The following is a 26,158-nucleotide window of genomic DNA, read 5'->3' as shown; positions in this document are numbered from 1 at the left end:
GGAGCCCGTGAGCGCGCGGACCTACGAGGTGCGCACCTACGGGTGCCAGATGAACGTGCACGACTCCGAGCGCATCTCCGGGCTGCTCGACGAGGCCGGGTACGTCCCGGCGGAGACGGGCGCGACTCCCGACGTTGTCGTGTTCAACACCTGCGCGGTCCGGGAGAACGCCGACAACAAGCTCTACGGCAACCTCGGCCATCTCAAGCCGGTCAAGGACCGCACGCCTGGCATGCAGATCGCCGTCGGCGGCTGCCTCGCGCAGAAGGACCAGGGCCTCATCGTCGAGAAGGCGCCCTACGTCGACGTCGTCTTCGGCACCCACAACGTCGGGTCGTTGCCGGTGCTGCTCGAGCGCGCCCGCGTCGAGCAGGCTGCCCAGGTCGAGCTGCTCGAGTCGCTCGAGGTCTTCCCGTCGACCCTGCCCGCGAGGCGTGAGAGCACCTACAGCGCCTGGGTCTCCATCAGCGTCGGCTGCGACAACACCTGCACCTTCTGCATCGTCCCGAGCCTGCGCGGAAAGGAGGAGGACCGGCGCCCGGGCGACGTGCTGCGCGAGGTCGAGGTCCTCGTCGAGCAGGGCGTCCTCGAGGTCACGCTGCTGGGGCAGAACGTCAACTCCTACGGCCGCTCCTTCGGCGACCGCGACGCCTTCGGCAAACTCCTGCGCGCGGTCGGCGCGACCGGCCTCGAGCGAGTGCGCTTCACCAGCCCGCACCCGCGCGACTTCACCGACGACGTCATCGCCGCGATGGCCGAGACCCCCGCGGTCTGCCCGTCGCTGCACATGCCGCTGCAGTCCGGGTCGGACGAGGTCCTGCGCAGGATGCGCCGGTCCTACCGCTCCGAGCGCTTCCTCGGCATCCTCGACCGGGTCCGCGCAGAGATCCCCGACGCCGCGATCACGACCGACATCATCGTCGGCTTCCCGGGCGAGACCGACGCGGACTTCGAGGAGACCCTGCGCGTCGTCGAGGCGTCGCGCTTCGCCGGCGCCTTCACCTTCCAGTACTCCACCCGCCCCGGCACCCCGGCCGCCACCTACCCCGACCAGGTCCCGCCCGAGGTCGTCGCCGAGCGCTACCAGCGGCTCGTGGCGCTGCAGGACCGGATGACGTACGACGGGATGCGGCAGCAGGTCGGCCGCACCGTCGAGGTGCTCGTGTCCGTGGGTGAGGGTCGCAAGGACGCCCCCGGCCGGCTCACGGGCCGCGCCCGCGACAACCGCCTCGTGCACCTCGCGGCCGCCCCCGGCGTACGTCCCGGTGACGTGGTCACGACGGTCGTCACCGACGCCGGCCCGCACTACCTGCGGGCCGAGGGCGCGCTGCTGTCGCACCGCCGCACCCGCGCCGGCGACGCCTCCGACGCCGGCACCCGCCCGGTCACGCCCGGGGTCTCGCTCGGCATGCCGAGCATCGGTGCGCCGCCACCACTGGCCCCCGCCCCCACCTGCGGCTGACCCCGGTCCACGGGACGAGTCAGGCGGCGCTGGGACTCGGCGACGCGCTCGTCGGCGGACTGCTCGGGCGCTGGCCGTCCTTGCAGTCGCGGCAGTCGTACCAGTCGCGCTGCACGGTCTGACCAGGCGCGACCCGGACGTCGGCGTCGAACTGCAGGTCCGTCTGCAGGTTGTCCCGCCCGCCCGGCACGCCGACGAAGCGGTAGCGACCGTCGGTGATCGTCCATGTCGCGCAGAAGACCTTGATCCCCAGTGTCGAGCACTGGTTGCCTCCGCCTGGCTCCGCGCCGTCCGCCGGGGGGCGCTCCTCGCCCGACTCGTCGTCGACGACGCGGAAGGCGCCCTCGAGGATGCCCCCCGGGCGCAGCGTCGTCGTCCCGGTGCCGCAGTCAGGCGCCTGCGAGCTCGAGATGGAGCCCTTGCCGTCGACGAAGACCGGGGCCAGGTTGCGGGTACCGGGCGGCTGCGGCTGTGCCAGGTCCCAGGCGACGAGCAGCACCCTGGCACCGTTGCACGGGACCTCGAAGGTGCCGTCGGGGCCGGTGAGGGCGAGCCGCTCGAAGGGGTCGTACTCGCTCCTCACCTCGTAGACCCGGATGCCGGCCATCGGACGGCCAGCGGTGTCGACGACCGTGCCGCGGTAGACCCGCAACGGCGTCGAGGTGGCTGTCGTGACCGCAGCGGGTGAGGGAGTCGGCGCCTTCGCGGTGCTGGAGGCAGCCGGCCTGGGCGTCCCGGTCGGGGTGCTTGTCGGCTGCGGCGAGGGGGTCTCGTCCGGACGGCCCGACGCAATGGGACCCGCCGAGGAGCTCGGGGAGGACGTGGCCGTCACCGCGAGTCGGTCGTCGGCCTCGGTGGTGGGGCCACCGACGAGCAGAGCTGCGCCGAGACCGGCGGCACCCACGGTCAGGGCGAGCCCGCCGCCGAGCAGTGCCGACCTGGCGCGCAGGACGCGGGCGCGTCGGGCGACCCCGTCGTACGCCCCTGGTGGTGGCGACAGCGGGTCGATCGGGAAGCCGGGAAGGTCGGTCATGAGGACTCCACGGAGGACTCGACAGCGGCGAGCAGGGCGGCGCGGCCCTCGGACAGCGCGCGCTTGACGGTGCCCTCGGACTTGCGGAGGGCGGTGGCGACCTCGCTCACGGGGAGGTCGGCGTAGTTGTGCAGGAGGACAGGCATACGGAGCCGGTCGGGGAGCCGCTCGACGAGGTCGCGCAGCCACGGGTCGGAGGCTGAGGCGCTGGTGGGGGTGACGGCTCCGACCCGGTCGACGAGGCGGCGGTCGCGGTCGGTCCGCCGCCAGTGGTCGCGGGCCAGGTTGCCGGCGACGGTGTAGAGGAAGGCCTTGGGCTCGCGGACGGTGAGCCACGTGCCGAGCAGGCGCGCGAAGGCCTCGGCGGCGACGTCGTGCGCGACGTCGGTGTCACCGACGAGGGCCTTGGTCCAGCCGGCGAGTCGTGGGTAGTGCTCGGCCCACAGCGCGCGGGCCGCGTCGTCCCGGCCGCCCGTCGCGGCTGCCGGCCCCCGCAGTGCGGCCGCCACGGTCACCTCCCCCATCGCGATCGTCCCCTGTCGTGCCACCGGGCTGAGACGGAGATCGCGGCCGCGGGGTTCGGTCGAGTGTGGGGCAGGTCTGGTGAAAGCGCCCGGTCGTCGAGGTCAGGAACGGGACGTTCTGCCCCGGGATGGGCGATGATGGACTCCCGACGCGCCGGCGGACACCCCGACCGCGCGCACTGATCCGCGGAGCCCTGATGCGCACACGCTCGTCGCGACGACTGCCCCTGCTGGCCGTCACCGCCCTCGTCCTCGGTGGAGGCGCCCTCGTCGGGGCGCCCGGCCAGAGCGCGGCGGCGGCCGACGCCTTCCCGATCGAGCCGTCTGACCTGCAGTTCAGCGCGACGATCGTCTCGGACCCGCAGCGCGACGAGGGCGAGCCGGCGATCACGCCGGACCGCAACGGCAACATCTACACCTGCGGGCCGACCGGCTTCTCCACCGCCAACGACTACGCCCAGATCTCGACCGACGGGGGAGACCAGTTCCACCTCCTGGGTACGGCGCCCCGCGGTCAGATCGCCGCCGGTCAGGGCGGGGGTGACTGCGCGCTGGCGACGGCCATCACGCCCAACGCGCAGGGGCAGTACGCCCTCGCCTACGCCGGCCTCGGCCCGCTGACGAACTTCTCGACCGCGACGTCGGCGAACTCCGGTCGCACCTTCGCCGCGAGTGCCACGAGCGAGTCGATCCCGGGCGTCGACCGCCAGTGGATCGCCTTCAGCGACGACAAGACCGCTTTCCTCACCTACAACAACCTGGCCCTCAACAAGGTCGTGCAGAAGTCGGTCGACGGTGGTCTGACCTACAACACGCCGGGTGCCCGCGCCGCCAACGAGGCCGGACGCATCGGCCAGATCCGGGCCTTCCTCCCGCCGGGCGAGACCGACGTGTCGAAGGCCTTCGTCTACTTCCCTTACAGCGCCGGCAACCTGGTGAAGATCGCGCTGTCGCAGGACAACGGCGAGACCTTCTCCCAGTGCGTCGCCGTCGACGCCGAGGTCCCGCCGACGGCCGGCTTCGTTGCCGCCGACCACGACGACGACGGCAACGTCTACGTCACCTACACCGAGAAGGGCGAGGACCGCGCGACCTACCTCGTCGCCGCGACCTTCGAGGTGTTCAAGAACTGCAAGGGCGACGCCCCCGCGACGGAGTCCGCCTCGAACGTGACCAACCCGGGCTTCACCGAGAAGATCCGGATGAACCGGGGCTCGGTGAAGACGACGGTCATGCCGTGGGTCGCGGCCTCGGGGGCCGCCGGTCGCGCCGCCGTGGCCTACTACGGCACGGCCAGCGAGGGCAATCCCGACGAGGGAACGTTCCAGGCCGCCTGGCACGTCTACGTCAACCAGGTGCTCGACGTCTTCAGCGCGAACCCGAAGGTGTCGCAGGTGCAGGCGACGACGCACCCGAGCCACTACGACTCGATCTGCCTCAACGGCCTCGGCTGCACCGTCGCCGGAGCCGATCGCTCGCTCGTCGACTACTTCACGATGGAGTACAACGAGAAGTCCGGCGCTCTCAACATCGTCTACAGCAACGCCGGCAAGCGCCCGGGTGACCCCGCCGGCACCGTCGCGACCCCGTCGGTGGTCGTGCAGATCGGCGGCCCGAGCAACGGCGGCGGGACGGTGTCGCGACCGGGTCGCGAGGTCGTGCGCACGACCTCGCCGGACCCTGCGGGCGATGCGCTGTCCAGCTACTCCTTCACCAACCCGCTGCTGCCGCTCATCGACGGCGCGCAGAACCCCGTCGACGCCCTCGACCTCGTCGACCGTGACGGCAAGAAGGCCGTCGAGGTGCTGCCGCGCGAGGGCGGTGGCTTCATCGTCGAGATGCGCTACAAGGACCTCTCCGACGCGGCGCTGCAGGACGCGATCCTCACGACGCAGACCGCCGCGCCGGGCTCGCTGGTCTACATCTACCGCTTCGTCGACGGCTGGCAGGGTGCCGCGGCCGTCGCCCGTTGGGACGCCGCCACCGGCTGGTTCTTCGGCTACAACGGCTACACCACGACCAGTGCCGCCTGCGCCTCCAACGAGGGCAAGTGCCTGATCTACCCGGGCACCGAGAACCCCACGGACGGTGAGGGCGTCACCGGCACCGTCGACCAGGAGGCCGGGCTCATCCGGCTCGACGTCCCCGGCTCGCTGCTCAAGGCGCTCGGCCCGCTCGACGAGGGCCTGCGTCCCACCGAGGTCGCTGCGAAGGACGGTGACCGTCTCTACGACGCGACGGCGTTCTCGTTCCTCAACCCGAGCCCGGCGTCGGAGGTGCAGAGCTTCATGGAGCACGTCGACAACGCGCCGTCCATGGACATCGTGCTCGGCGCCCGCGCGTCCGCGCCGGTCGTCGCCCCGCCGGTCGCTCAGCCGCCCGTGGCGCAGCCGCCGGTCGCCGCGCCGACCCCTCCGGCCCTGCCCGCCACCGGCCTGACCACCGGGGTCCCGCTGGTCGCGCTCGGCCTCGTGCTCGGCGCGGTCGCGCTGCGCCGCCGCACCGCCTGACCGACCCCTCTACGACGGGCCCGCTCCGAGGAGCGGGCCCGTCGTACGTCCGGGCCCGTCTCCGGGTCCCCCTGCCCGCCCTGTCCGCCCTTCCCGCGCGATCCGTTCTGCTTCCACCTCACCGTGTCGCCGGCAGCCCGCAGCGGGGGACACCGCCGGAGAGGTGCCGGGTGGAAGCAGAACGGACCGCTGCCCGGCCCCGACCTGCCCGCGCGTGCCTGTGACGCGGTCCTACTACTTCCACCTCACGGTGTCGCCGTCGCGCGCAGCAGGGGACACGGCCGGGTGAGGAGCAGGTGGAAGCAGTGGGACCGGCCCCGCCCGGCCCCGCCGCAACCGTGGTGATCTTCGCCTTGTTGCGGGTCGCCACGCTCGACGAATCGCAACAGGGCGAAGATCGTCGGCGCAAGGCGGGCGGTACGGGCTGCGCGGTAACAGGTGGGCGGGGGCGGCGGGGGTCAGGCAGCGGCGGGGGCGCCGGCGTCGTTGCCGACGAGCACCGGAGCGCGACCGTAGCGGCGGCGCTGCCGCCCCTCGAGCCAGCGGGCGACCTGCGACAGCGAGAGGCAGACCGCGATGTACATGACCGCGACGACGACCAGGCACTGCAGCAGGTCACCGGTCACCTGGCCGGCGATCTGGCCACGACGCAGCAGCTCCTCGAAGCCGATCACGAAGCCGTAGGACGTGTCCTTGAGGACGACCACGCCCTGCGCCACGATCGACGGGAGCATCCGGGAGATCGCCTGGGGGAGTACGACGAAGCGCGACACCTGGCCGGTGGTCATGCCGACCGCGAGCGCCGCCTCGGCCTGGCCGCGGGGCAGCGACAGGATGCCGGCGCGCACGATCTCGGCCATCACCGCGGAGTTGTAGAGCGACAGGCCGACGACGATGGCAGCGAACTGCCCGAGCCCGATCCCGAAGAACATGATGAGGATGAGCAGCAGCGACGGCAGCGCGCGGAACAGCTCGACGTAGGTGCCGGCGAGGTAGCGCAGGAAGGGGATGCGCGAGAGCCGACCGAGGGCCATGAGGGTGCCGACCGACAGCGAGAGCGCGACCGCGATGACAGCGACCTTGAGGGTCTGCACGAGCCCCCCGAGGAGCAACTCGAAGCCGTCCTTGGACAGGATCTGCTCCCAGTCCTGCTGGTCGAGCTGGCCCTGGCTGTCGAGCCGCCTGAGCGCGATGACGAGCAGGCCCAGGATGAGGACGAGGCCCGCGGCGGACGCGATGCGGGTGCGCAGCCGCCCCTTCGGACCGAGCGGGTCGCTGAAGGCCTGCAGACCTGCGGAGGTGCTCATCGGGCAAACGCCTGTTGCCGCTCGAGCCGGCCGAGGTAGAGCCCGGTGGGCAGGGTGAGGACGAGGTAGCAGACCGCCGCGCCGAGCAGAGCGCCGAGCGGGTCGACGGTCTGGGTGGTGACGGTCTCGCTGACGTTGGTGATGTCGCTGACGTCGACGGCGTAGGCGATCGAGGTGTTCTTGGTCAGCGCGATGAGGACGTTGCCGAGCGGTGGGATGACGGTGCGGAAGGCCTGCGGCAGGACGACGAGGGTGAGGGTCTGGCGGAAGCCCAACCCGATGGCGCGCGCCGCCTCGCCCTGGCCGACGGCGACGGAGTTGATGCCGGAGCGCAGGGCCTCGCAGACGAAGGCCGCGTGGTAGAGCGCGACCCCGAGGCACAGCAGCACGAAGAAGCTCGTGACGGGGACGACCTTGGGCAGGCCGAACGCGAAGAGCACGACGACGACCGGCAGCGGGAAGTTGCGGAAGGTCTCGACGTAGACGAGGCCGGCGGCGCGCAGGCTCGGCACCGGGCTCACCCGCATGGCGGCGAGCACGGTGCCGAGCGCGAGCGCTCCGACGGCCGAGACCCCGGTGATGGCCAGCGTGCCGACGATGCCCTCGGCGTAGGCGCCGAGGTTGTCGGTGAACGTGGACAGCTTCACGGGGCCAGGGGGCTAGCGGATCAGTAGCGGACGATGGTCGGCGGAGCCGGCATCTCGGGCGCGACCTTGCCGACGGTGGCGTCGTACGCCGCCTTGTAGGTGCCGTCGGCGACCGCCTTCTCGATGGCGTCGTTGATGAAGTCGCGGAACGCCTTGTCGTCCTTGGCGAGGCCGATGCCGTAGGGCTCCTCGGAGAACTGCTCCCCGACGACCTTCATCTTGAAGTCCGTGTTCTTGCTGACCAGGCCGAGCAGGATCGCCTCGTCGGTCGTGACCGCGTCGATCTGGTCGTTCTTCATGCCCTCGACGCACTCGCCGTAGGCGGCGAGCAGCGTCAACTTCGCGGTCGGGACGAGCTTCTTGACGTTCTCGGCCGGCGTGGAGCCCTCGACGGAGCACACCCGCTTGCCGGCGAGGTCCTCCTTCTTGGTGATGTCGGTGTTGTCGTCCTTGACGAGGATCGACTGGCCGGTCTGGTAGTACGGCCCGGCGAAGGAGACCTCGAGCTTGCGCTTGTCGTTGATCGTGTAGGTCGCGACGACGATGTCGACGGTGCCGGCCTTGATGAACGGCTCGCGGTTCTTCGAGACCGCCTCCTGGAACTCCGCCTTCACGCCGATCGCCTTCGCGACGATCTTGGCGATCTCGACGTCGAAGCCGGTGATGTCGCCGTTGATCTGCTTCTCGCCGTAGAGCGGCTGGTCGAACTTCGTGCCGACCTTGAGCACGCCGGCCTTCTGAATCTTCTCCATCGTCGAGCCGGCCGCGAAGGTCGGCTTCGTGTCCGGCGTGGAGACGTCGTCGCCGTCGTCGCCGCAGCCCACGGCGGCCAGCGCCAGGGCCGCGCAGGCGGCGGTGAGGCGGAGTCGGGTGGTCTTCATGCGGGTCCCCTCCAGGGTGATGTGCGTGGTGCCCGGGTCAGTGGGTCAGGATCGCGGCCAGGAAGTCCCTGGCGCGCGCGCTCTTCGGTCGGGTGAAGAAGGCGTCGGGGGTCGCGTCCTCGACGATCTCGCCGGCGTCCATGAAGACGACCCGGTCGGCGGCCTGTCGGGCGAAGCCCATCTCGTGGGTGACGACGATCATCGTCATGCCGTCGGCGGCGAGGTCCTTCATGACGTCGAGGACCTCGCGGACGTACTCCGGGTCGAGCGCGGAGGTCGGCTCGTCGAACAGCATCACCTTGGGCTGCATCGCGAGAGCGCGGGCGATCGCGGCGCGCTGCTGCTGCCCGCCGGACAGCTGAGCCGGCATCCGGTCGGCCTTGTCACCGATGCCGACCCGGTCGAGCAGTTCGCGGGCGGTCTTCTCGGCCTCGACCCGCGGCACGCCGCGGACCTTGATGGGGCCGAGCGTGACGTTGTCGAGGACGCTCTTGTGGGCGAAGAGGTTGAACGACTGGAAGACCATGCCGATGTCGGCCCGGAGCTTTGCCAGCTCACGGCCTTCCGCAGGGAGGGGTACGCCGTCGACGAGCACGCGCCCGCCATCGATGGTCTCGAGCCGGTTGATGCAGCGGCACAAGGTCGACTTGCCGGAGCCGGACGGGCCGATGACGACCACGACCTCGCCGCGCGCCACCGACAGGTCGACCGACTTCAGGGCGTGCAGGGCCCCGAAGTGCTTGTCCACCTTGTCCAGCACGACCAGCGGCGCATGCTCCGTCACGACGCGGAACCTAGCGGACGGATGTCACGAACCGCGCACAGCGACGCTCGTTAGTGTCACAAGCGTGACCCGACCACGCGTGCTGGCGGTTGTCGGGCCGACCGCGGCCGGCAAGTCCGACCTCGGCGTGGCGCTCGCCCGCGCGCTCGGCGGGGAGGTCGTCAACGCCGACTCGATGCAGCTCTACCGGGGGATGGACGTCGGGACCGCCAAGCTGACCGAGGCCGAGCGCGGGGGAGTGCCGCACCACCTGCTCGACGTCTGGGACGTCACCGTGACGGCGACGGCCGCGGCGTACCAGGTCCTGTGTCGCGAGCGGGTCGACGCCCTTCTCGCGGCCGGCACCACGGCGGTCCTCGTCGGTGGCAGCGGGCTCTACCTGCGCGCGGCCCTGGACCAGCTGGACTTCCCCGGCACCGACCCCGAGGTCAGGGCGGCGCTCGAGGCCGAGCTCGACGAGGTCGGCCCGCTCGTGCTGCACGCCCGGCTCGCGGCCCTCGACCCGGCCGCGGCCGAGCGGATGGAGCCGACCAACGGGCGGCGGGTCGTGCGCGCGCTCGAGGTGGTGGCGCTGACGGGGCAGATGCCTGGGCGGATGACGAGCTACGCCGCGCACTACGAGACGACCTACGTCGGGGTCGACCGCGCCGACCTCGCCGACCGCACCGACCTGCGCGTCGACCGGATGTGGGCCACCGGCCTGGTCGAGGAGGTGGAGTCGCTGCTGCCCGACCTGCGGGCGGGCGTCACGGCCTCGCGGGCGCTGGGCTACGCGCAGGTGCTCGCGATGCTCGACGGCACGCTCACGCCCGACGCGGCGCGGGAGGCGACGAAGGCGGCGACCCGGCGGTTCGTCAAGCGGCAGCGGGGGTGGTTCCGGCGCGACCCGCGCGTGACCTGGCTCGACGGCTCCGCACCCGACCTCGTCGGGCAGGCAATGCAGCTCGCGGGCTGAGCGGCCTGACCCGGCAGGAGGTCGGGCGCGCGTGGCGAACAGGTCCGGATGCGCCTGACCCGCCTGCTCGCCGTCGCCGTCGCGGCCTCCGTCGTCGTGCCCCTCGCCGGGACCTCCGGCGCCCATACCGGCCATGTCGCCGCCGACACCAGCAACGGCACGACGACCGGCCCGGTGCGCAGCACGTCCGCGCTGCCCGGCAAGGCCTCGACGAAGAAGCTGCCCGACATGGCGAAGCTCGACCCGGTGCGCTACAGCCTCAAGGACGCCGTCGTCGAGCACGCGCAGGTCCCGAGCCGCAACGGCATCGACACGATCTGGGTCGACATCATCCGGCCGAGGACCAAGCCGGGCGTCAAGGTCCCGACGATCATGGACGCCTCGCCCTACTTCAACACCCTCGGCCGCGGGTGGGAGGGCAACTGCAAGACCGCCCACCAGCCCGGTATCGGCGACCCGCTGTGCGCGACGGCGTCGGCCTTCCCCGAGTTCTACGACGACTACTTCGTGCCGCGCGGCTACGCCGTGGCGCTGATGGACCTGCGCGGGACCCGCAACACCAGCGGCTGCCAGGCCTACGGCGACCGCGACGAGGTCTTCGACGCCGTGGACGTCGTCGACTTCATCGCCGACCAGACGTGGAGCAACGGCAAGGTCGGCCTCACCGGTGGCTCTTACGACGGGACGATCGCCAACGGCGCGGCCGTCGAGCAGCCGATCAGCGGCCGGCACAAGAGCGCCGTCGCGGCGATCATCCCGATCCGCGCGATCGACCGCTGGTACGACTACCACTTCCTCAACGGCGTCCCGTCCGCAGGCCACGTCGCGACCCCGGCGGCCTTCACCGCGCTCTACGCCGCTCAGGACATCCAGAACAGCGGCACGTCGGACCCGCTCACCGCGGTCCGCATCGCCCAGCGCAAGGCCTGCATCCCGACCCTCGGGCTCGCGGCCGACGCGGGCTACGCGCCGACCTACCAGGACGCCACCAACCCGCACTGGTCCGAGCGTGACTTCGTCAAGGACGCCAAGGGCACCAAGGCGGCCGTCTTCATCATCCACGGCCTCTACGACTTCAACGTGAAGACCAACAACGCGGGCCACCTGTGGACCGCGCTGCCGAAGAAGGCCCCGAAGAAGATGTGGCTGCTCAACGGCGACCACGTCGACCCGGACAGCCCCGACGAGGAGACCGCGACCCGCGGCGGCCACGTCCTGCCCTTCACCTTCCAGAAGGCCTACCGCGACGCGACCCACCGCTGGTGGGCGCAGTTCCTCAAGGGCCTCAAGGCCGGCGCGCTCGACACCCCGACCGTCGAGGTCCAGGGCGCCGACGGCCGCTGGGCCGGCAGCCGGTCGTGGCCGGTCGCGAGCCGTGACCAGTCGCTGTCGCTTGCCGCCGGCGGCGCGCTCGTCACCGGCTCCGGTCGCGAGGGCGAGGTCAGCTGGTCCGACGGTCCGAGCAGCGCCCCGGCGACCCAGGCCTTCGTGGCCGCGCCGGTGAAGAAGGCGACCAGGCTGTCGGGGCAGGTGGTGTTCGACCTCGCCTACACCCTGACCGGTCCGGACACGACCCTCACGGTCCAGATCGACGACCTGCCCCCGGACGCCGCGGACGACGAGGCGGCCTCCGACCGCATCCTCGACGGCGAGCTCGACGGGCCGTTCACGATCTCCTACGGCTTCGCCCGTGCGGCCTACAGCGACGAGATCGAGCCGCGCGGCATGTCCACTCCCACGACGCCGATCCTTGTCGTGCCCGGCACCATGACCCGGACGACCTTCCCCTCGCTGCCCCTCGACTACGTCCTGAAGAAGGGCCACCGGCTGCGGGTGACCTTCGGCAACGACCTCGGCGGGACCCTCGGCGCGATGACCGGCGGAGACGTCTCCGTGCAGCTCGGCAGCCAGTCCACCGTCCGGCTCCCGATCGCGAAGTAGTCCGAACTGCGCCCGTCCGGTGGTCCCGCTGGGCCATGTTCCTCACCCGTGGGCGGGCTGATCATCGGTCCATGACGGCCACTCTTCTCCGCACCGAGGACCTCGCGGCGCTGCGGCGCTGTGCCCATGACGGCACGCTCGAGCTGCTGTACCAGCCCGAGGTCGACCTCGACACGGGTCGGATCGTCGCCATGGAGGGCCTGCTGCGCTGGCACCGCGGTGAGCTCGGGGTCCTCATGCCGCTGGACTTCCTCGACCTCGCCGAGCGCAGCGGTGACATCGTCTCCATCGGGGAGTGGGTGCTCTTCGAGGCCGCTGCGGAAGCCGCTCGCTGGCGGGACATCCCCGGCGAGGACCGACAGCTGTGGATCAACGTGTCGCCGGCCCAGCTCGCGAGCAAGGGCTTCGCCGATCTCGTCGCCGTCGCGGTCGCCGACGCCGGGCTGCCCTTCGGGGCGCTCGGCCTCGAGGTCACCGAGGCTTCGCTCGCGATGCTCGGGGGGCGCGCGGTCGAGGTGCTCTGCGAGCTGCGCTCCGCCGGTGTCGCGCTCGCCGTCGACGACTTCGGCACGTGGTACTCCACGCTCGGCGCCTTCGCCGACCTCCCGCTCGACGCGGTCAAGCTCGACCACCGCTACGTCCGCGGCGTCGGCGGCGACCTCGACGACGACACCATCGTGGCGAGCGTGATCTCGCTCGCGCACGCCCGCGGGCTCTACGTCGTCGCGGAGGGCGTCGAGTCCTGGTCGGAGAGCGCCCGGCTCACCGAGCTCGGGTGCGACCGCGCCCACGGGTTCCTCTTCGCCAGCCCGCAGCGCGCCGACCGGGCCCGCTGGCTGCTGTCCCAGGGCGCCGGCTGGCGGGGCGCCGTCTACGTGCCGGAGCCCCGCACCGACTGAGTGCGAGATGATCACCATGGTTGCGGCGATGGTGATCCACTCTCGAGCCGCGCCGGTGTGTCGTCGCGAGACGATCAGCCACCCCTCAGGAGTACGCCGACGAGGCGGGCGTCCGCGTCGACCACCGCGGCCGTGAGCCGACGTCACCGGCGGCCGCCCCCGGCGTACATCGTGTCTGATCATCTCGCGCGGATCCGCGGCGCGTCGTCGATGGTGATCATCTCGCGGTCCCGCCGTAGGGTGGACGCGTGATCCCCGGCACCGGTATCCGCTACCTCAAGGGCCACGGCACGGAGAACGACTTCGTGCTGCTGCCGGACCTCGACGGCACCCTCAAGCTCGACGCGGACCTCGTGCGCCGGCTGTGCGACCGGCGCGCCGGGATCGGTGCCGACGGGGTGCTGCGCGTGGTCCCCGCCGAGCTCGACCCCGACGGGTCGGTCTTCGCCGGCACAGGGGAGGGCGAGGCGCGCTGGTTCATGGACTACCGCAACGCCGACGGGTCGGTCGCGGAGATGTGCGGCAACGGCGTCCGGGTCTACGCCCGTTTCCTCGTCGACGCCGGCCTCGCCCGCCCCGGTGAGATGAACCTCGCGACCCGCGGCGGCGTCAAGCGCGTCGACGTCAGCCCCGGTGGCGGTCCCGTCACCGTCGACATGGGCCGCGCGGTCGTGGGGGAGCCGGTCGAGATCGACGGCCTGCTCGCGACCGCCGTGGACATGGGCAACCCGCACGCCGTCGTCCACGTCGCCGACGTCGACGCGCTCGGGGTGCTCGACCCGAGCCGCAAGGACCTCAACGTCGAGTACGTCGCCGACCTCGCCGAGCACCACATCGCGATGCGCGTGCACGAGCGCGGCGTCGGTGAGACCCGCTCCTGCGGCACCGGAGCCTGCGCGGCCGTCGTCGCGACCGCCCTGCGGACCTGCACCCCACGCGGCACCGCCCACCGGGTCGACGTCCCGGGGGGCACGCTCGACGTCACCTGGCAGGAGGACGGCCACGTCACCCTGCGCGGACCAGCGGTGATCGTCGCCGAGGGCGAGCTGCGCCGCGACTGGCTGGACCAGCGGTGACGAGCCCCCGCGACGCGGTCCGCGGCGCCGCCGGCCCGGTCGGCCGGCTCGGCGGGGCCTTCATGTTCGCCACCGAGACCCACGCGCGCGGCGCCGAGCTGGGCTTGCACGGCTGGAGCTTCTACCACCTCGGCCGCGGCGGGGTCCTCGGCGACTGCGACGCCTCGGTGGTCGTCGCGGCGTTCGGCTTCTTCCCGCCGGCGCTGCAGACCAAGGCCTGGGACAAGGGCCGCGATGTCATGAGCCCGACGCAGGCAGCCAAGGAGTACGCCGACTGCTGCACGCGCTACGGCACGGAGCAGTTCGCGTCGTACGCCGGAGCCGGTCGGCTGGCCGACCTGCTCACCGAGCTCCACGAAGGTGCCGGGGTCATGGGGCTGCCGCTGTTCGCTGGCTGGCGCGCCCTCGCCCGGGAGACCACCGCGCCGGACGACGGCGCCCGGCTCGCGCTCGCGCTGCAGGTCGGTCGCGAGCTGCGCGGTGGCGCCCACCTCGTCGCCGTCGCCGCGCAGGGCGTCGACCCGCTGCAGGCGGTGATGTCGGGTCGCTACGGCGCGACCAACACGGAGTTCTTCGGCTGGCCCAACACCGACGACGCGCCGTGGCCGGACCCCGACGCCGCGAAGGACCGGATGGCCGCCGCCGAGGCGCTGACCGATGACCTCGTCGAGCCTGCCTTCGCCCGGCTCGACGAGAGCAGCCGCACCGAGCTCGTCAGCCTGCTCCGGGACCTGCAGGCCGCCCAGCGGACCTGAGCGCGGCGGCAGCGGCCGCGGCCCGGTCGGGGTCGAGGAAGAACGGCGAGGTGTAGGCGATCGCGTTGCCCGCGGTCGTGTAGGCGGCGGTGGTCGCGCGCCCGTCAGCCTTCTGTGACGGGTCGCAGATCCGCAGGACCACCCAGCGCCCGTCGGCGACGTCGAGCGGCACGGTGAAGCGGACCACCGGCTGCGACGGCCGCGGCACCGTGACGGTGCGCTGTGCGACGACGGTCGGCAGCGGCCGGCCGGTCTGCAGGACCTGCACGACGAGCTTCTTGCCGTAGAAGGCCGGGCCGCGGTCGAGGTCGAGGGCGAAGGTCGCCGCGCCCGACCGCAAGCCGACGGTGGAGCCCATCCGGGCGCCGTTCATCGAGGCGTCCACGCGCAGCCCGCGCAGCCGGGTGGAGAAGAAGCGGCGGGCCTCCATCGCCTCGCGCACGCCGGCCCGGGTGAGGGCCTTCACCCACAGCCCGGTCCGGCCCTTGCCGTCGGGGTAGCCCCAGTCGGTGCCGTGCTCGTCGGTGACGCCGAGCAGCCCGACCTTCCACCCCGCGTCGAGGCACTCCGGCAGCGGTGATGCGAAGCCGGCGTCGGTGCCCTCGAACAGGTAGTCCTCGCCGCGGTTGAAGACCTCCAGCGACACGAGGCGCTGCTGGAGCCGCTCGTCGTAGGTGAAGTAGCCGAACCGTCCCGGCTCGCGCCCCGGGTGGTTGAAGCCGAAGATCGCGTCGGCCCCGCCGCCGAGCACCGGCCGCGCCGGGTCGGCCGCGAGCCAGTCGTGGAACAGCCGCATGCCCGTGCCCGTGGTGGGCAGCGCGCGCACCGCCTCGTCGAGCGGGCCAGAGATCGCAGGACCCAGACCGGGTATGTCGTGGGCGAACTGCCCGAGGCCCTCGCCGGTCGTGTTGCCGCCCGTGGACGCGGGGTCGATCCAGGTCTCGGAGAACCACACGTTCATGTGCCCCAGCGTCGGCGAGGACCACTCGAAGCCGCGGATGCTCGCAAAGCTGCCGTCGCGGTTGGTCTGGTCGGCGAGCCCGCGCGAGGCCTGCCACTTCCCCTCGTCGATGCCGACCAGCCCGCAGCCCTCCGGCCCGGTGCAGGCGAGCTCGGCGGCCTGGGCCGGCAGCGCCTTCGCGACCGTGGCGTGGTCGGTCAGCGCGGCGACGTCGAGGCCGGCGTCGCGCATCGAGGCGAAGGCGAGCGCGGGGTCGCCGGCGCCGTCGCTGTAGAGCGTGTGGTTGTGCAGGTCGGCGTGCGCGAGGCGGGTGCCCGGGAACAGGCGACTGGCCCGCGACGGGCCGGCGGCGACTCCTCCGAGCGGTGCGGCGAGCGCACCACCGCCCCCCACGAGCAGGGCACCGGCGGCGGTGCCCCCGGCGAGGAAGGTGCGACGGGAGACGGTCATGCCGTCAAGGGTGCGCGACGAGGGTGAACGCGCGGTGTACCGCGAGCGTCACAGCAGCGTGGCTGGAAGGCCCGCGAGCAGTGTTCGTGGCAGGCTGGGCCCTCTTACCCGGAGGTCACCATGGTCCGTTCCTCTGCGCGGGGTCGCCGCGCTCTCCTCGTCGTCGCCCTCGCGGGTGCCGTCGCCGCCCCCGTGGCGGCTGCCGGCCCGACGCTCATGAGCGCCGAGCCTGCCGCCCCCGCAGTGACGTGCCCGGCCGGCACTGCGCTCACGACGAAGACCGCCGGTGAGCGCGCCCAGGAGCGCAAGGCGGCAGGGGCTGCGTTCGAGGAGCTGCTGAGCAGCCTCGACCAGGCTTCCGCCGACCGGGCGGTCTCCTGCCGCCCGGTCAAGCAGCCCGAGCCCTATGCCGAGCTCGCCGCGATGCAGGCGGAGCGCAACCTCATCACCGCGGGTCCGCTGGGAGTCACGCCGCAGGGCGCGCTGCGGGCGGCCGTCCAGGCCAAGCAGGCCCTGCAGGCGGCGACCGGCGTCACAGGGACCTTCGCCAAGCTCGGCACGACCCCGCTGATCGCCGACGACCCTGACGCGCCCTCGGTCGCGGGCCTCGGCCTGGCCGACCAGGCAGGTCGCATCGACAGCTACACCTACGACCCGGTCAACAAGCGGCTGTTCTCCGCGCCGGGCACCGGTGGCGTGTGGGTGTCGACCGACGTCGGGCAGTCCTGGCGGTCCGTCGGTGACTCGCTGCCCTACCAGGCGGTCGGTGCCGTGACGTGGAGCCCGGCGGGCACGCCCGCGGACGGCACGCTCATCGTGGTCTCCGGTGAGGCCTCCGGCGGCGGCAGCGTCTACACCGGGCTCGGCGGCTTCTACAGCACCGACAGCGGCACCACCTGGAAGCAGTCGACCGGCATCCCCGACGGCCTCATGGGCTTCGAGATCGAGGTCGACCCGAGCAACCCGACGATCGTCTACGCCGCGACCTCGCAGGGCCTGTTCCGCTCGACCGACACCGGCCGCACCTACGTCAACGTCAACCTCCCGACAGGGGACTGCGCCGGCAACACCAGCGTCGGCAATGTCTGCCAGAACGCCAACTGGGTCACCGACGTGCAGATCAAGGTGCCCGGTGGTGTCGGTCTCGACAAGGACGGCGGGCAGGTCCTCGCCGCCGTCGGCTACCGTGCCGGCCGCCGGGCCTACCCGGGCACCACCACCCCGCAGTCGCCGGCCAACGGCCTCTACCGCTCCGACACCGGCGCGCCCGGCACCTTCGCCATGCTCGACGTGAGCGGCGACGGCACCACCCCGATCGGCTTCGCGCCGCAGGAGCGGATCGGGCGCATGGAGTTCGGTGCCGCGACCGGGCCGCTGCAGGACCACGACTTCGTCTACGCGATCGTGCAGGACGCCGTGCTCTTCAACGGTGGCGTCCCCGGCATTGACGCCGTCGACACCACGCCGATCACGGCTGCACCCAACAACACCGCGCTCAACGGCATCTACGTCTCCAGCGACTTCGGGACGTCGTGGATGCGGATGGCCGACGAGGTGGAGCTGCAGGCGCCGCTCACCGAGTCGGCGCTGATCGGCACCTCGCAGGTGCTGCTCTACGCCCCCGGTGTGCAGTCCTGGTACAACCAGTGGATCGAGCCCGATCCCACGTCCGCGACTGCGGCGGGCATCCCCACCCGCCTCGTCTTCGGCCTCGAGGAGGTCTGGGAGTCGCGCCTCCCGGGCACCCCGCAGGACGGCCTCACGCAGTCGGTCGAGCCCGCGTCGTTCCGCGTCATCGGGCCCTACTTCTCCGACGACACCTGCGCGTTCCTCGACAACCCGCTGCCGGTCTGCGCGACCCAGCAGACCGAGTCCGGTGACACCACCACCCACCCGGACCAGCAGTCCGGGATCTGGATCCCGCGCGAGGACGGCGGGGTGACGCTCGTCGTCGGCAACGATGGTGGCACCTACTCCCAGTCCGTCGGCGTCGGGGAGGACCTCACCAAGGAGTGGGGCCGCGGCAACCAGGCGGGTTACAACGCCAACACCCTCCTGCCCTACGATGCCTCCGCGGCCAAGGACGGCACCGTGGCCTTCGGCCTGCAGGACAACGGCTCCGGGGTCATCCGGCCCGACGGCCGGGTCGTGGAGACCTTCGGTGGCGACGGCTTCTTCGCCGCCATCGACCCTGACGACAGCGACGTCTACTACAACGAGACGACGCTGGCCGACATGCGCGTGACCCAGGACGGTGGCCGGTCCTACACGACGATCGCGCCGCCGGTCACCAACCCGATGTTCTCCAACCCGTTCGTCATGGACCCGACCGACGCAGACCACCTGCTCACCGGCGGACCGGAGATCGTCGAGCGCACCAGCGGACCGTCGGGCGAATGGGTCCAGGTCTTCAACCTCGACAACGAGGAGATCACCGGGCGTCAGATGACGGCCGTCGAGCTGCACGGCGATGCGGCGTACGTCGGCTTCTGCTCGGTCTGCGACATCGTCAACAAGGACCCCGAGCTCGGGCAGGTCTTCCAGAACGGCCTCGCGACCAACGTCGCCGGCAGCGAGCCGCCGGAGAAAGGCTCGAGCGCAGGCTGGCAGATCGTGCCGGCGAGCGGCCTGCCGAACCGCTACATCACTGGCATCGCGGCAGACCCGGCCGACCCCGAGACGGTCTACGTCTCCCTTGGCGGCTACGCCAACCGCCAGTGGTGGCCGCCGGGCTCGTTCAACGACCGCAACCCCAACTTCGGTGAGGGTCACGTCTACCGCTCCACCGACGGTGGGCGCTCCTTCACCGACGTCAGCGGCAACCTGCCGGACGTCCCGGCCCGCTCCATCGAGGTCCGCGGCAGCCAGCTGATCGTGGGTACCGACGTCGGGATGTTCGTCTCCGACGGTCCGACGTCGCCGACGTGGACGGCACCGCCCGGCCTGCCTGCCGCGCCGGTGGTCTCGGTGAAGAACTGGCCGGGTCGCCCGGACCAGCTCGTCATCGCGACGTTCGGCCGCGGGATGTACTCCTTCACCTTCGGCCCCGGCACCACGGTGCCGCCGCCGGTGGTCCAGCCCCCGCCGCCGAGCGCCCCCGGCGGCGGTGCGCTGCCCGCCACCGGCCTGCCGGTGACGGTCGCGCTGGTCGGACTGCTCGGGATCGCCACCGCCGTCGGCTTGCGCCGTCGGCTGGGGCAGCCCGCGGGTTAGTCGTTCGCGCCCATCGTCGCGACGTGGGACGATGGGCGCGATGACCACACCGACTCCTGACACGTCGTACGACCACCCGTCCGACGCCGGCCCCGACCACGCGATCCGCCTGGACCGCGGTGTCGAGCCGCCTGCCGACGGTGACGGCTTCCACGACATCGAGGGCGAGGGCTTCGAGCTCGAGGAGCGCAACGCGCTGCGGCGCGTCGCCGGGATCCGCACGGACCTCGAGGACGTCACCGAGGTCGAGTACCGCGCCCTGCGCCTCGAGCGGGCCGTGCTCATCGGCGTGTGGACCTCCGGGACCGCCGAGGACGCCGAGAACTCCATGAAGGAGCTGGCCGCGCTCGCCGAGACCGCCGGCTGCGAGGTCCTCGACGGGCTCATGCAGCGGCGCGACAAGCCCGACCCCGCGACCTACGTCGGCTCCGGCAAGGCCAAGGAGCTGCGCGACGCGGTCATCGCGACCGGCGCGGACACCGTCATCTGCGACGGCGAGCTCACCCCGGGCCAGCTGCGCCAGCTCGAGGACCTCGTCAAGGTCAAGGTCATCGATCGCACCTGGCTGATCCTCGACATCTTCGCCCAGCACGCGACCTCGCGAGAGGGCAAGGCGCAGGTCGAGCTCGCGCAGATGACCTACATGCTGCCGCGCCTGCGCGGCTGGGGTGAGTCGCTGTCGCGCCAGGGCGGCGGCGCCGGCGGGTCGGGTTCAGGCGGTGTCGGCACCCGCGGGCCCGGCGAGACCAAGATCGAGACGGACCGCCGCCGGATCCGCTCCCGCAAGTCCAAGCTGGCCGCCGAGATCAAGCTCATGAAGACCGCCCGCGACGTCAAGCGCCAGGAGCGCGAGCGCGGCAAGGTCCCGTCGGTCGCGATCGTCGGCTACACCAACGCCGGCACGTCCTCGCTGCTCAACCGCCTCACCGGCGCGGGCGTGCTCGTCGAGAACGCGCTGTTCGCCACCCTTGACCCGACCGTCCGTCGCGCGACCACGCCCTCGGGGCGCGAGTTCACGATGACCGACACGGTCGGTTTCGTCCGGCACCTGCCGCACCAGCTCGTCGAGGCCTTCCGGTCCACCCTCGAGGAGGTCGCCTTCGCCGACCTGCTGCTGCACGTCGTCGACGGCTCGCACCCGGACCCCGAGTCGCAGCTGTCCGCCGTGCGAGCCGTGCTCTGCGACGTTCCCGGCGCGAAGGACATTCCCGAGGTCGTCGTCGTCAACAAGGCCGACATCGCTGACCCGCTCGTGCTGTCTCGCCTGGCCCGCGCCGAGCGCCACCTCGTCACGGTGTCCGCGCTCACGGGTGCCGGCCTGCCTGAGCTGCTCCAGCTGCTCGAGGACGAGGTCCCGCACCCCGACATGCTCGTGTCGGTCGTGCTTCCCTACACCGCCGGCGCGCTCGTCTCCCGGGTCCACTCCGAGGGAGAGGTCCTGTCCGAGGAGCACCTGGAGACTGGCACAGCCATGCAGGCCCGCGTCGGCGCCGCCCTCGCCGCCGAGCTCTCGGCCTACGCCGTCGCCTGACGCGGCTCCCGGCCGGTCACGACGGGGTCGGGTGCCGGGCCGGGTGCGAGGGCGAGCGGGTCGAGTCGGGTGAGGACGCGCGGTACCCAGTGGGGTTCAGCGCCTGGACCGCTGGCGCTTCCGCGGAGGCGCCACCGGGCGGGTCGAGCAGCCTGAGGCTCAGGCGGCGGCGGTGACCCGACGGCGGACGACGACAGCGGCGCCGAGCAGGACGAGGCCGAAGACCGCGAGCGGCACCCCGCCGGTCGCGGGCAGCGCACCGCCGCCACCCGGAGCAGTGGGCCGCGGCGCGACGACGACCGGCGGACGGGCCGCCGCGGCACCGAAGGTGTAGACCCAGACCGAGCGGCCGTGGGTGGCCGCGACGAGCTTCTTGCCCAACGGGTCGAGGTTGACGTCGAAGGTCGCGACATTCGGCAGACCCTCGCCGAGCCGGGCCCAGGTGCCACCGGTCACCGGAGCGGTGAAGACACCGACGTCGTTGCCGACGATGACGTGCCCGTCTCGCAGGGCGACCGCGTTGGCGGGGACGTCCGGGAGCCGACCGGCGCCCGTGCCGGAGAGGTTGGTGAAGGTCGCGCCCGCGTCCTTGGAGACGAAGATCGCGCCGTCGCGGTTGCCCGGGGCGTTGTCACGCGGGAGCAGCCAGCGGCGGCCGTAACCGCCGACGGTGACGTAGACGGTCTTCGGGTCGGCCGGGTCGATCTCGACGTCGGTGATGTAGCGGTTCGGCAGACCCGCGCCGGCCTTCAGCGACCAGCAGTCGGCCGAGCCGGGGGAGGGCTCGCAGCCGGGGGCGACGTTGGTCGCGATGCCGTTCTGGAAGGCCGACGGGTCGCTGTTGCCCTGCGTGATGATGTCGCAGACCCCGCAGAAGGCGGCGTAGACCGACGAGCCTTGCACGTCGAGAGCGGTCGTCTGGTTGACGAAGCCGGTCCGCGCGTTCATGCCGAGGTCGAACGACACGGCGAAGGCACCGGAGCCCGCGCCGTCGGTCTTCTCCGCGACCTGGCGCCCGCCGATGACGAGGTGCTCGGGGTCGGTCGGGTCCATCTCGAACGGCGTGTAGAAGAGCGGGTTCGTGATGTTGGTCGTGCGGGAGGAGAAGGTCTCGCCACCGTTGGTGGACGACACGAACGCGCCGTTCTGGGTCTCGGCATGGACGATGTTGCTGTCCTCCGGGTCGACTGCGACGTCGACGCCGTCGCCGCCGTGGACCATGTTCGCGGTCCGACTGCCGGGCTCGACCTTGAGCGTGCCGTTGTCCTGCTGGCCCGCGTAGATCGTGCCGTCTCCGCCGATGACCGCGTAGTTCGGCTGGGACGTGGTGTAGCCGACGTTCTGGAACTCCCACGACTGGTTGTCGTAGCCGCCGAGCGGGTTCGCGGTGTCGCCGAGCGGGTCGGCGTTCTGCGCGAAGACGCCGCCGTCGTTGCCGATGTAGAGCCGGGTGCCGTTGTCGCCGATCTTGGCGAACGCAGCGGTGTGCTGGTCGGGGTGCGCGGTCTTGCCCTCATAGGTGGGCACGCCCTCGCAGTCGACGTTGATGGCGAGGCAGGCGTTCCAGTAGCGGCTGATGGTCTTGAACTGCGCCGGAACGCCCGGGACGTAAGGGTTGCCGATCGTGGAGTAGACCTCCTCGAGGCCGACGATGAGGCGGTTCGCGTCGGTCGGGTCGACCTCGATGTACTGGTCGTACCAGGCCTGGACGCCCGGCGCGGACTGCAGCGCGGTCAGCACGATCATCGAGGTCCCCGGGGAGGACACGAAGTTCGACGAGTCGGCCTTGCGGGTGAAGGTCGCGCCGTCGTCGAGCGACAGGTAGATGCCCGCGAGGACGGTGGGACGGACCGGGATGGCGGTCTGGAAGTAGGTCTCTTGCTGGAACAGCCCGGCGTCCTGCACGAGCGCCCACAGGATGTCGGGGTCCTGGCCGTTGCCCTCGGCGTAGGCCAGCGAGGTGCGGCCGATCGGGTCGTCGGTGAGGCCGGGCGCGGTCGCGGTGCCGAGGTTGGTCTCGAGGCGCGTCCAGGTGCCGGGCAGGCCACCCTCGGTGGAGCGGTAGAGGCCGTTGCCCTCACTGTCGGGGTCGCCGGCCGCGTTGGCCTGCTTGCCGCGACGCCAGCCGACGGCCGCGGTGATCTGCATCGGAGTGCCGGGCTTGACCCGGACGTCGGTGACGAAGTTGCCGAAGCGGGTCTTGGTGTAGGGCGCAGTGCCGGCCGCGTTGGTCGGCAGCTTCGCGTCGGCGTAGCTGTCTCCGCCGTCGGTGGAGACGTAGAGGCCCTGGTTGGTGGCGACGAAGACCGAGTCGGCGGTCGCGCCGGACGGCCGGGAGATCGCGATGTGGAAGACCGTCGAGGCCTCGCCGAGGTTGGCGGCGACCCGCTGCCAGGTGCGGCCGTCGTCCTTGGTGCGGTAGATGCCGGTGCCGGACAGGCCGTCGCCGTTGGTGTTGGCCTCACCGGTGCCGGCGTAGACCCAGCCGGTCCGCGGGGACAGGGCGAGCGCCCCGATCGGCATCGACGGCTGGTCGTCGAAGGTCGGCGTCCAGCTGTCGCCACCGTCGGTCGAGCGCCACACGCCACCGCCGGCAGCGCCGGCCCAGACGGTGTTGCCGGTGTTGTCGCGCGGGTCGACGGCGAGCGCGACGGTGCGACCGCCGAGCTCCTCCCAGCCGAGGCTCGCGACCGAGTAGCGCGGGTCGTCGGCGCGGAACTCGTCGTGGCCCACCCGCCAGGTGCCCGACAGCGACGGGCTCGAGGCGACGGGGAGCGCGGCTGCCTGGGCCGCGGCGCCGAGCTTGGCCGAGACGGCCTTGCCCGCGGGCGGACCGTGCACCGCACCGAGCTGCGCGGTCGCCATGAGCTTGTCGCGACCACCCTCGATACGGGGTACGACGGAGCCGTCGGTGCCGGCCAGCAGCTCGCGGACGCTCTGCTCACCGGGCGCTGGAGGGCGCGTGCCCGTCGCGGTGGCCGCGCCGGGGCCGGTCGCGATGAGCAGGCCCCCGACGAGGGCAGCCGCACCGGTCAGGGCGAGCGCCGGGGACAGGGCACGGGTCAGGGGGGTGCGTCGCACAGGTGGCTCCGGGGTTGACGAGCAGCGGTGGAGAGCGGGCGTTCCCGTCGTACGGGGGCTAGATCGACAGGCGACCGAGGTCGACCTTGGTGCCCCTGTCGAGGAAGACCTTCTTGACGACCTTCTTGCGGCCGGGCGCGGTCACGGTGACGGTCCAGAACTCCTTGCCGCGGCCGTCCTGGATCGTCGTCGGGCGGGTCGAGGGGTTGGCGTGGACGGTGAAGGTGCCGTCGGAGCGCACCGTGGTGACCGTCTTGATCGACTCCGCCACGCCACCGTCGGTGCCCGCGTCGACCTCGACCGCCGTCGGGGTCTTGAAGGAGCGGGTCAGCGTGACCGTGGCGCCCTTGGGGGCGCCGTTGACCCGGCCGGTGATGACGCCGTGGTTGCGCGGGTCGGCTGCGGCCTCGGCGAGGATCAGCCAGGCCGGGCGGTTGAGCGCGTAGGTCTTCGGGATCTCCGAGGCGTAGTCCGGGTGGAACTCCTGGTTGTGCTCGAAGGTGTAGACGATCGTGCGCAGGGCGCCGTAGGACCAGTCGCGGCTGGTGCCCGCGGTCGGGTAGAGCGACAGGCCGATCTGGTTCTTGTAGCCGTGGTGGTCGCACATCTTCTCGCCGAGGGCCTCCTGGAACTCGCCGTCGGGCGAGTCGTCGGAGGTGTAGCCCCAGGGCCGCATGCACAGCTGGCCGGACGTGTGGTTGGTGAGATAGGCCGTGGTCTGGTGGGCCTTCATGTAGCCGGAGATGTTGCGGGCCTCGGGCTCGGCGTAGGGCGCGGCGCCGCCGTAGGTCTGCGAGGTCGGATCGGCGCCGCCGCCCTCGCCGCCCCAGTAGAAGGGGTAGTTGCGGTTGGGGTCGGTGCCGTGAGCGTCGGCGTTGAGGTAGCCGTTGACCTCGCCGGCGGCGTAGAGCGCACCGGTGAAGGAGCGCTTGTTCTTGCGCCAGTAGGCGTCGAGCCCCGGCACGCCGAGTGCGGTCTCGGTCGCGGCGTTGGCGACGGGCGCGGTCAGGCCCTCGCGGGAGTGGTTGAAGCCGTCGGGGTTGACCACGGGCACGACCACCACGCGGATCTTCTTGAGCAGCTTCGTGATGCGGTCCTGCGTGCCGTAGCTCTCGAGCAGGTCGAAGGCGAACATGATGGAGTACTCGCTGGAGGGCCACTCGCGGGCGTGGTGGACGCCGTCGACGAAGAACGTGGGCCGGCCGTCGGTGGCGGCTTTGACGGGGTCGTCGGCGATCTCGATCGCGAACATGTCGCGACCCTCGAGCGACGGCTCGGCGAGCTTCACCATGCGGGCCCGCTTGGGGTACTTGGTGGCCAGCATCTGCATGTCGGCGTAGTAGTCGCCGAGCCGGCGGTAGCCGGTGGCGCGCTCGCCCGGCTGCAGCGGCAGGCCCGACGTGCGGCCCGGCGCCGGACCGGTCGGCTGCGAGGCGATGACCTGGTAGTCGACGCCGATCCTGTCGAGGCGGGTCCGGTCACCGGGCCACAGCAGCAGCTCCATCGAGCCGTCGGCGAAGGCCTTGTGGGTGTCGTCGAACGCCATGAGGGCCTGCGCCTGCTTCAGGGTGCGCGGCCGGACCTTCGCGAAGACCGCGCCGTCGGCGAGCACGGTCGTCGCGGGGGCCGCGCCGAAGGACTGGGTCGCGAGCGGACCCGCCCCGACGATCAGACCGGCGTAGGCCGAGCGGCGCAGGAAGGTGCGGCGGTCGAGAGGGGGCAGGGTCACGAGGCGCTCCAGGTCAGGCGGGTGTGCGTGAACCTTCGCCGCCGTCGAGCGGAGTCCTGCCTGTCAGGGGCGGTACTCGAAGATCCACAGGCCGGCGTCGCGGTCGCTCGCCGCGACGTACTCCTTGCCGCCCTGCTGGAAGACCTCGACTCCCCAGAAGTTGTTGCCGTCCGGGGCGATGTAGTGGCCCTTCTCGACGATCTTGTCGTTCTCGATCTCAGCGACCCGGAACCCTGCCGCGTAGTAGGAGAAGTAGAGCCGCGACGGGACGGTCGGGGAGGTGGCGACCTCGTGCACCGACAGGTCGCCGTAGCCCTCCGCGTAGGCCGGGTCGTGGGCCTCCGGGACGGCGTAGGTGTCGAGCTCGGTGAGCTTGCCGCCACCGTTGCGGAACAGGTGCACGTAGCCCCAGCCGTCGA

General features: G+C 71.9%; 19 protein-coding genes. 9 read left to right on the top strand and 10 right to left on the bottom strand.

Annotated features, from left to right (window positions below; genetic code table 11):
* The first annotated feature begins 7 nt into the window (after positions 1–7).
* The gene (gene miaB / locus Q8R60_07685; protein ID MDP3712349.1) at positions 8–1,462 is read left to right on the top strand and encodes a tRNA (N6-isopentenyl adenosine(37)-C2)-methylthiotransferase MiaB; all 1,455 of its coding nucleotides are present in this window, start codon (positions 8–10) and stop codon (positions 1,460–1,462) included.
* Between the two features lie 19 nt (positions 1,463–1,481).
* On the opposite strand, the gene Q8R60_07680 is transcribed toward miaB, so the two are convergent.
* Entirely contained in the window at positions 1,482–2,495 is a 1,014-nt protein-coding gene (locus tag Q8R60_07680; protein MDP3712348.1) for a hypothetical protein, read from the bottom strand.
* Entirely contained in the window at positions 2,492–3,019 is a 528-nt protein-coding gene (locus Q8R60_07675; GenBank protein MDP3712347.1) for an RNA polymerase sigma factor, read from the bottom strand. The genes Q8R60_07680 and Q8R60_07675 overlap by 4 nt, the downstream gene beginning before the upstream one ends.
* 197 nt (positions 3,020–3,216) lie before the next feature.
* Here Q8R60_07675 and Q8R60_07670 point away from each other — a divergent pair, with 197 nt between their 5' ends.
* Positions 3,217–5,529 carry a hypothetical protein gene (locus tag Q8R60_07670; protein ID MDP3712346.1) on the top strand — a complete coding sequence of 771 codons (2,313 nt, stop codon included), beginning with the start codon at positions 3,217–3,219 and terminating at the stop codon, positions 5,527–5,529.
* A 458-nt stretch (positions 5,530–5,987) separates the two neighbouring features.
* Here the strand turns inward: Q8R60_07670 and Q8R60_07665 are convergent, their stop codons facing one another.
* Genes Q8R60_07665 through Q8R60_07650 form a run of 4 tightly spaced genes read right to left on the bottom strand, consistent with a single transcriptional unit; the run spans position 5,988 to position 9,148 of the window.
* Positions 5,988–6,836 (bottom strand): amino acid ABC transporter permease, encoded by an 849-nt coding sequence (locus Q8R60_07665; GenBank protein MDP3712345.1) that lies wholly within the window; start codon positions 6,834–6,836, stop codon positions 5,988–5,990.
* Positions 6,833–7,477: an amino acid ABC transporter permease gene (locus tag Q8R60_07660; protein ID MDP3712344.1), complete on the bottom strand. Its 645-nt coding sequence runs from the start codon at positions 7,475–7,477 to the stop codon at positions 6,833–6,835. The genes Q8R60_07665 and Q8R60_07660 overlap by 4 nt, the downstream gene beginning before the upstream one ends.
* A gap of 26 nt (positions 7,478–7,503) precedes the next feature.
* On the bottom strand, positions 7,504–8,364 hold the full coding sequence (locus Q8R60_07655; GenBank protein ID MDP3712343.1) for a glutamate ABC transporter substrate-binding protein: 861 nt from the start codon (positions 8,362–8,364) through the stop codon (positions 7,504–7,506).
* Between the two features lie 37 nt (positions 8,365–8,401).
* Positions 8,402–9,148: an amino acid ABC transporter ATP-binding protein gene (locus tag Q8R60_07650; protein ID MDP3712342.1), complete on the bottom strand. Its 747-nt coding sequence runs from the start codon at positions 9,146–9,148 to the stop codon at positions 8,402–8,404.
* Between the two features lie 64 nt (positions 9,149–9,212).
* Between Q8R60_07650 and miaA the strand changes: the two genes are divergently transcribed.
* The 5 genes from miaA (at position 9,213) to Q8R60_07625 (ending at position 14,774) form a co-directional block, all read left to right on the top strand.
* Positions 9,213–10,103: a tRNA (adenosine(37)-N6)-dimethylallyltransferase MiaA gene (gene miaA, locus Q8R60_07645; GenBank protein ID MDP3712341.1), complete on the top strand. Its 891-nt coding sequence runs from the start codon at positions 9,213–9,215 to the stop codon at positions 10,101–10,103.
* 48 nt (positions 10,104–10,151) lie between these two features.
* Positions 10,152–12,044 carry a CocE/NonD family hydrolase gene (locus tag Q8R60_07640; protein MDP3712340.1) on the top strand — a complete coding sequence of 631 codons (1,893 nt, stop codon included), beginning with the start codon at positions 10,152–10,154 and terminating at the stop codon, positions 12,042–12,044.
* Between the two features lie 71 nt (positions 12,045–12,115).
* Positions 12,116–12,943, top strand: coding sequence for an EAL domain-containing protein (locus tag Q8R60_07635; GenBank protein ID MDP3712339.1), 828 nt, complete (start codon positions 12,116–12,118; stop codon positions 12,941–12,943).
* A gap of 248 nt (positions 12,944–13,191) precedes the next feature.
* On the top strand, positions 13,192–14,019 hold the full coding sequence (dapF, locus tag Q8R60_07630) for a diaminopimelate epimerase (GenBank protein ID MDP3712338.1): 828 nt from the start codon (positions 13,192–13,194) through the stop codon (positions 14,017–14,019).
* Positions 14,016–14,774 (top strand): hypothetical protein, encoded by a 759-nt coding sequence (locus Q8R60_07625; GenBank protein MDP3712337.1) that lies wholly within the window; start codon positions 14,016–14,018, stop codon positions 14,772–14,774. Before dapF ends, Q8R60_07625 begins: the two co-directional genes overlap by 4 nt.
* Here Q8R60_07625 and Q8R60_07620 read toward each other — a convergent pair.
* Complete coding sequence (locus Q8R60_07620; GenBank protein MDP3712336.1) at positions 14,734–16,185, bottom strand: hypothetical protein; 1,452 nt, start codon at positions 16,183–16,185, stop codon at positions 14,734–14,736. The two genes, Q8R60_07625 and Q8R60_07620, sit on opposite strands and share 41 nt — an antisense overlap.
* A gap of 120 nt (positions 16,186–16,305) precedes the next feature.
* Between Q8R60_07620 and Q8R60_07615 the strand changes: the two genes are divergently transcribed.
* Entirely contained in the window at positions 16,306–19,398 is a 3,093-nt protein-coding gene (locus Q8R60_07615) for a hypothetical protein (GenBank protein ID MDP3712335.1), read from the top strand.
* 40 nt (positions 19,399–19,438) lie between these two features.
* Positions 19,439–20,929: a GTPase HflX gene (gene hflX / locus Q8R60_07610; protein MDP3712334.1), complete on the top strand. Its 1,491-nt coding sequence runs from the start codon at positions 19,439–19,441 to the stop codon at positions 20,927–20,929.
* A 159-nt stretch (positions 20,930–21,088) separates the two neighbouring features.
* Here hflX and Q8R60_07605 read toward each other — a convergent pair whose 3' ends face one another.
* The 3 genes from Q8R60_07605 to Q8R60_07595 all read right to left on the bottom strand — a co-directional run bounded on the left by Q8R60_07605 (position 21,089) and on the right by Q8R60_07595 (position 26,141).
* Positions 21,089–24,010 (bottom strand): hypothetical protein, encoded by a 2,922-nt coding sequence (locus tag Q8R60_07605; GenBank protein MDP3712333.1) that lies wholly within the window; start codon positions 24,008–24,010, stop codon positions 21,089–21,091.
* 58 nt (positions 24,011–24,068) lie between these two features.
* A complete protein-coding gene (locus tag Q8R60_07600; GenBank protein ID MDP3712332.1) occupies positions 24,069–25,739 on the bottom strand; it encodes a M14 family zinc carboxypeptidase in 1,671 nt (556 codons plus the stop codon).
* 63 nt (positions 25,740–25,802) lie between these two features.
* The gene (locus Q8R60_07595; protein MDP3712331.1) at positions 25,803–26,141 is read right to left on the bottom strand and encodes a hypothetical protein; all 339 of its coding nucleotides are present in this window, start codon (positions 26,139–26,141) and stop codon (positions 25,803–25,805) included.
* Positions 26,142–26,158 lie beyond the last annotated feature (17 nt).

It is taken from the genome of Mycobacteriales bacterium (assembly GCA_030697205.1).
Lineage (GTDB): Bacteria > Actinomycetota > Actinomycetes > Mycobacteriales > SCTD01 > JAUYQP01.
The sequence above is the reverse complement of the archived record's forward strand: the minus strand, read 5'-3'. Positions and strand labels throughout refer to the sequence as shown.

Coding starts and splice junctions, on each gene's coding strand:
- Q8R60_07635 (MDP3712339.1), top strand. CDS start 12,116: ATGACGGCCACTCTTCTCCGCACCGAGGACCTCGCGGCGCTGCGGCGC.
- Q8R60_07615 (MDP3712335.1), top strand. CDS start 16,306: ATGGTCCGTTCCTCTGCGCGGGGTCGCCGCGCTCTCCTCGTCGTCGCC.
- Q8R60_07665 (MDP3712345.1), bottom strand. CDS start 6,836: ATGAGCACCTCCGCAGGTCTGCAGGCCTTCAGCGACCCGCTCGGTCCG.
- Q8R60_07640 (MDP3712340.1), top strand. CDS start 10,152: ATGCGCCTGACCCGCCTGCTCGCCGTCGCCGTCGCGGCCTCCGTCGTC.
- Q8R60_07620 (MDP3712336.1), bottom strand. CDS start 16,185: ATGACCGTCTCCCGTCGCACCTTCCTCGCCGGGGGCACCGCCGCCGGT.
- Q8R60_07680 (MDP3712348.1), bottom strand. CDS start 2,495: ATGACCGACCTTCCCGGCTTCCCGATCGACCCGCTGTCGCCACCACCA.
- hflX (MDP3712334.1), top strand. CDS start 19,439: ATGACCACACCGACTCCTGACACGTCGTACGACCACCCGTCCGACGCC.
- Q8R60_07655 (MDP3712343.1), bottom strand. CDS start 8,364: ATGAAGACCACCCGACTCCGCCTCACCGCCGCCTGCGCGGCCCTGGCG.
- Q8R60_07670 (MDP3712346.1), top strand. CDS start 3,217: ATGCGCACACGCTCGTCGCGACGACTGCCCCTGCTGGCCGTCACCGCC.
- Q8R60_07675 (MDP3712347.1), bottom strand. CDS start 3,019: ATGGGGGAGGTGACCGTGGCGGCCGCACTGCGGGGGCCGGCAGCCGCG.